Genomic DNA, 6,055 nt, shown 5'->3' with positions numbered 1-6,055 from the left:
AGCGAAGCGAAGCAATCCAGAGCGGTGCAAGACTGCCCTGGATTGCTTCGCTTCGCTCGCAATGACGAAAAAGAAAGAGGCACTCCGACCATCGCCGAAGTGCCTCCAGCGAAATCACCGCCCCAGCAGGTTCCGCGCCTGGCTGGCGATCTGCGCCAGCATCGCGGGCGTGATCGCCACCGCATTCTCCGCGCGGTGGACGATGCCCCGGAAGGCATCGATGGCGCTCTTGTGCTGGCGGCCCCATTCCTCGGTGGCGGCGAGAGGATCGCTCTTGCCCGCCTTGGTCCGGGCAAGGCCGCGCAGGAAGTCCAGCCGCATCTGCTGGAAATCGCGCGCGAGGCCCGCAACCAGCAAGCGCTCCCACGGGTCCGACGGGCTCATGAGCGCCGCCGAAGCCTGCGCCCAGTCGAGGCCCAGCCCCGCACCGACCCGCGTGAAAGCGGTGACGAGACGGCGCGGCGCAATCCCCGTCTCGGCCGAGAGCGAGGCGATGCCCACCGCGCCGTCGAGGTCGAACAGATGCGCCACCTCGGTCGCCACATCCTCGGGCGCGCCGAGTTCGACCAGCCCGTCACGCAGCTTGCGCGAATGCGCGGCGATACGCTCGCCGAGCAGTTCCGCCGTGTCGGTCGAGAGCGCGGCAATGCCCTTCTGCAGCCTTGCGGAAAGTTCGGAAGGGGCGATCTGGCCCGCGCCCGCGCGCAGCAGGTCGGCCATGTGCCCCCGCACCGCGACGGCGACGGTATCGAACAGCGCAACGCGCGCCGTCTCGGCCATGGGCGCGGTTTCCAGCGTCTCCCACAGCGCGGTCAACCCGAACAGGCCATCCGCCAGCGCGAAGGCGGCAGCGACCTGCGAGAGGTGCGCGCCCTCCTCTTCCGCCAGTTCGAACGGCGTGACGATGCCGAGGCGGTTGACGATGCGGTTGGCCAGCTTGGTCGCGATGATCTCCTTCGCGAGGCGGTGGCCCTTGATGAACTTGCCGTACTTGTCCTGCATCGGCTGCGGGAAGGCGGCGAGCAGCAGCCCGGTCAGCGCCGGATCGGCGGCCAGCGCGCTGTCCTCGATCGCGGCCTGAAGCTGCAGCTTGCCGCTGGAGAGCAGCACCGCCAATTCCGGCCGGGTCAGGCCCCGCCCGTCCTGCGCGCGGCGGCTGAGGGCGTCGTTGTCAGCCAGCCCCTCGGTCTTGCGATCGAGGTGGCCGCTTTCCTCCATCGTCTCGATCAGCCGGATATGCGAGGGGATCGCCTGCGCCCCGCCCCGCTCGGCGATGGAGAGTGCGAGGGCCTGGAGGCGGTTGTCCTCAAGCACCAGCACCGCGACCTCGTCGGTCATCGCGCGCAGCAGTTCGACGCGCTTCTTCTCGGGTAGCTTGCCCGCGCGCTTGGCGGCGGCGAGCGCGATCTTGATGTTGACCTCGTTGTCCGAGCAGTCGACGCCCGCCGAGTTGTCGATGAAGTCGGCGTTGATGCGCCCGCCGCGTGAGGCGAACTCGATGCGGCCCGCCTGCGTGACGCCGAGGTTCGCGCCCTCGCCGATCACCTTCACGCGCAGTTCGTTGCCGCTGACGCGCAGAGCGTCGTTGGTGGGATCGCCAACCTGAACATTGTTTTCGGCCGAGGACTTCACGTAAGTCCCGATGCCGCCGAACCACAGCAGGTCCACCGGCGCCGAGAGGATCGCGGTGATGAGCGAATCCGGGTCGATCTCGGTAGCCGAGATGTCCAGCGCCGCGCGCACTTCCTCGCTCAGCGGGATGGACTTGAGGCTGCGCGGGAAGATGCCGCCGCCCTTCGAGATCAGCGCCTTGTCGTAGTCGTTCCAGCTCGACACCGGCAGGTCGAACAGGCGCTGCCGCTCTGCCCAGGCCTTCGCCGGATCGGGTTCGGGGTCGAGGAAGATGTGGCGGTGGTCGAAGGCCGCCACCAGCTTCAATGCCTTCGACAGCAGCATGCCGTTGCCAAACACGTCGCCGGACATGTCGCCGCAGCCAATCACGCGGACCGGATCGACCTGCACGTCCACGCCCATTTCCAGGAAGTGACGCTGGACCGAGAGCCACGCGCCCTTGGCGGTTATGCCCATCGCCTTGTGGTCGTAGCCGTTCGAGCCGCCGCTGGCGAAAGCATCGTCGAGCCAGAAGTCGCGCCGGTCGGCGATGCCATTGGCGACGTCGGAGAACTTGGCCGTGCCCTTGTCGGCGGCGACGACGAAATAGGGGTCCTCGCCGTCACGGATCACGACGCCCTCGGGGTGCACCACCTTGTCGCCGACGATGTTGTCGGTGATCGACAGCAGCGTATCGACGAAGACCTCGTAGCTCGCCTGACCTTCGGCCGCCCATGCGGCGCGGTCGCGGGCGGGGTCGGGCAGTTGCTTGGGATAGAAGCCGCCCTTGGCGCCGGTCGGCACGATGACCGCGTTCTTGACCCGCTGCGCCTTCATCAGGCCGAGGATCTCGACGCGGAAGTCGTCGCGGCGGTCGGACCAGCGCAGGCCGCCGCGCGCCACCGGTCCCGCGCGCAAGTGGATGCCCTCGACCCGGCGCGAATAGACGAATATCTCGCGCCATGGCACCGGCTTGGGCAGGCCCGGGACAAGGGCGGAATCGAACTTGAAGGCCAACGCCGTCTCGCCCGCTGTGGCAAAGGCATTTGTGCGCAGCATGGCCAGCACGATGTCGCGGAAGGCGCGCAGCAAACGGTCGTCGTTGATCGCGTTGACGTTCGCCAGCCCGACCCGGATAGCCTCTTCGGATCGCGCGCGCGCCTCGGCCCGGTCACCCTCGAACGCGGGGTCGTGGAGGGCGCGGAACAGCGCGATGATCGCGGTGGTGACGGCGGGCGCACCCTGCAGCGCATCGACCACGGTGGGGATACCGAAATGCGTTCCCGCCTGCCGCAAGTAGCGATACCAGGCGCGCAGCCAGTTCGCTTCGCCGCTATCGAGCCCGAGGCCGGGGACGAGGCGGTTGAACGCATCGTTCTCGCCCGAACCGTTAAGCACGGCGCGCAGCGCGTCCTCGATCGAGGCGGCCTGATCCAGCACTTCAGCCGGGGCACGGCCGTCGAGCGTTTCGAGCACGAAGTCGTGGATCACGCCCAGCTTGCCCTTCTCCAGCGCGGTGGGCACTTCGGCGATGACGCGGAAGCCGAAGTTTTCCAGCGCAGGCACCGCGTCGGACAGCGGCAAACCGCCTTCGGACTGATAGATCTTGAGGTGGACCCAGGTTTCAGGATCGCCCTCGCGCTTGTGGAAGCGCACGTCGCGGTGCGCGGCGGCCTCACCCTCGGTGCCTTCGCCGACCGCGATGCGGCGCAGCACGGCGATGTCGGTCGCGGCTTCATGCGGGCCGAAATCGGTGCGGTAGCCGATCGGGAACGCCTCAGCATAGCGGCCCGCGACGGCAGCCGCGCGGCCCGGCTCCAGCATCGTCGCCAGCGCCGCTTCGACCGCCTCGGTCCAGCCGCGCAGCAGGGTCTGGAGGTTATGGTCCAGCTCCTCTTCGGAAGGCTCGTGCACGCCGTCGCGAATGTCGAGAGTATAGCGCAGCATCGCCAGGTTGCCCGCCTCGACCTGCATGCTCCAGTCGAGCGTCGGGGCCTGCGCCGCCTCCTCGATCATGGTCTGGATGCGGCGCTGCATCTGGGTGGAAAGCAGGTCGCGCGGCAGCCACACGAAGGCGAAGAGATGGCGCATCAGCGGCGAGCGGGTGAGCAGCAGACGCGGACGCGGACGGTCGACGAGACCCGTCATGGTCATCGCCAGACGCTCGACGTCGGCCTCGCCCAGCCCCAGCACGAGGTCGTGCGGCAGGCTGGTCAGCGCATGGGCGAGCGCTTTTCCGGTGTGGCCCTTGGGGTCGAACTCCAGCCGCTCGGCGAAGGCGGCGAGGTGGCGGCGCAGGCGCGGCACGCGGTCGGGCGGGGTGGCGAGCGCGGCGCTGGTCCAGATGCCCGCGTGGACGGACAGCGCGGCGACCTTGCCGTCCTCGATCACGGGGACGAGGAACAGGTCCATCGGCACGCGGCGGTGGACGGTGGCGATGCGGTTGGCCTTGACCACCAGCGGCGCGCTGACCTTGCCTGCGGCAAGCGCCTCGTCGAAGGCCGCAAAGGCGCGGTCGTAGCTGGCGTCGGAGAGCACGTCCTCCTGGCGGCGACGGCAGATGCCGAGGCGCTGTTTGCGGCTGCCGTCCCGGCCCCGCGTGACGTGGCCGAGCTGTGTCAGCATGGTCCCGGCGAACCAGCGCAGCAGTTCGGCGCCCTCGGTATCCTCGATCCGGTCCGCATCGGCGCGCATCGCCTCGACCATCTGCGGCCAGTCGGTGACGGCGGCGCGTACGTCGGCCATGGCGCTTTCGAGCGCGCGCAGCAGTTCCCGGCGCTGGCGGGCATCGCCGCGCGGGGTCTCGATGTAGATCATCGACTCGCGGCCGGTCGCCTCGGCCGGGTCGGCGGGAATGTCGATCAGGCGGCCCTTGTCGTCGCGGCGCACGGGCACGACCGGATGCGCGAGGCGATCGATCACCAGCCCGGCCTCGGCCAGCACGGCGGCGGCCGAGTCGACGAGGAACGGCATGTCGTCGTTGATCAGCGCGATGCGCAGGATGCGGCGCTCCTCGCTGGCGGAAGTCAGGTCGATGACCGGCTCACCCGCCTCGCGCACTTCGGCGGTGGCGAGCAGGAAGCGCACGGCCTCGTCGATCCAGTTGCCCTCAGGATCATCGCCGGGAAGCAGCGCGTCGCAGACCTCTCCGGCAAGCGCCTTGTGCAAGGCGGCGGGCGAGAGAGCCCCCCGCTTCTTCGAAGCCTTTTTGGGGACGGTCAGTTCGCCTGCGCTCATTGCTTTCTCCGCGATCTTCCAACGTGTGCCGTGCCTGCTTCTTGCGCGTCAGGACTGCGGCTTTGTGACCATATAGGCCGATAGGACTGATCCTGCATCCGTGTGACGGCAGGATTTTTCAATGGGTGGCGGGTGTAACACGATTTCTCGATCGCGCAATATTCGTTCGCGTTGATCCTGGGCAAGGCTGAACGATGTGCCCCGCCACCTCGTCATTGCGAGCGTAGCGAAGCAATGACGAATTGGGATTTATGCGCGGCTGTTTCAAAGGATCGCATAATTCAAGCCGCCACGACATGCCCCTCGAACGCCTTCGCCGCCAGCAGCAGCGCGCCCATCGGCCCGGCGTCGTCGCCCAGCAGCGGCGGCACGACCATGCCCGCAAGCCGCTCGCGCGTGCAATCGCGCAAGTAGCCGCCCAGCAGCGCAGGCATGCGCGCCACCGCCATCGGCAGCAGGTGCGGCTGGCGACCGGCGACCCCGCCACCGATGACGATGCGCTGGGGCGAAACGGTCAGCACCAGCATCGTCAGCAGTTCGGCAAGATCGTGCGCGACCGGCTCCCACAGCGGGTTCTCGGGATCGACGCGCGAGGGGTGCGTGCCGAGCCGCGCGGCGAGCGCAGGGCCGCTCAACAGGCCCTCGATGCAGTCGCCGTGGAATGCACAGGCACCCTCGAAGCGGTCGGCGGCGGCGCGGCGCAGGCGCACGTGGCCGATCTCGGGGTGCAGCATACCATGAGCCGGCACCCCGCCGACCAGTACGCCGCCGCCAAGGCCGGTGCCGATGGTGAGGTAGACCATGGTTTCGCAGCCCTGCCCGGCACCGAAGCGGTGCTCGGCCATGGCGGCGCCGTTGACGTCGGTGTCCAGCGCGACCGGACAGGCCAGCGCCTCGGCCACCTTGGCGCGCACTTCGGCCCCCGCCCAGCCCTGCTTGGGGGTGTCGAGCATGGTGCCGTAGTCCGCCGCCTCGCGCGAGACGCGGATCGGGCCGAAGCTGGCGATGCCGACGGCGTCCACCGGCTTGTCGTCGCGCCAGCCCTCGATCGCCTCGACCGCACGGCCGAGCGTCTCCGCCGGGTCGGTAGTCGGAAATTCCAGCCGCTCGTCGATGCGGCCCGGCGCGCCGAGGACCACTACGGTCTTGGTGCCGCCCAGTTCGATCCCCGCGAGCTTGTGCATGATCGCTCTCCGTCCTTCACCTC

General features: G+C 68.8%; 2 protein-coding genes. Both read right to left on the bottom strand.

Translation table 11 applies throughout. From position 1 onward, the window contains the following. Window positions 1-114: 114 nt before the first annotated feature. Window positions 115-4,848, bottom strand: coding sequence for an NAD-glutamate dehydrogenase (locus tag ACYPYD_RS19345; RefSeq protein ID WP_459664919.1), 4,734 nt, complete (start codon window positions 4,846-4,848; stop codon window positions 115-117). A 281-nt stretch (window positions 4,849-5,129) separates the two neighbouring features. Beyond that, window positions 5,130-6,055: ROK family protein (locus tag ACYPYD_RS19340; RefSeq protein WP_459664916.1), on the bottom strand; the 926-nt coding region annotated here is incomplete at its 5' end.

This window comes from Novosphingobium sp. 11B, assembly GCF_054589055.1.
Note: the sequence above shows the minus strand (reverse complement) of the source record. Positions and strands in the feature narration are given on the sequence as shown.

Bases quoted from the DNA above. Each gene is read 5' to 3' on its own strand.
- ACYPYD_RS19345 (WP_459664919.1), bottom strand. From the start codon at position 4,848: ATGAGCGCAGGCGAACTGACCGTCCCCAAAAAGGCTTCGAAGAAGCGG.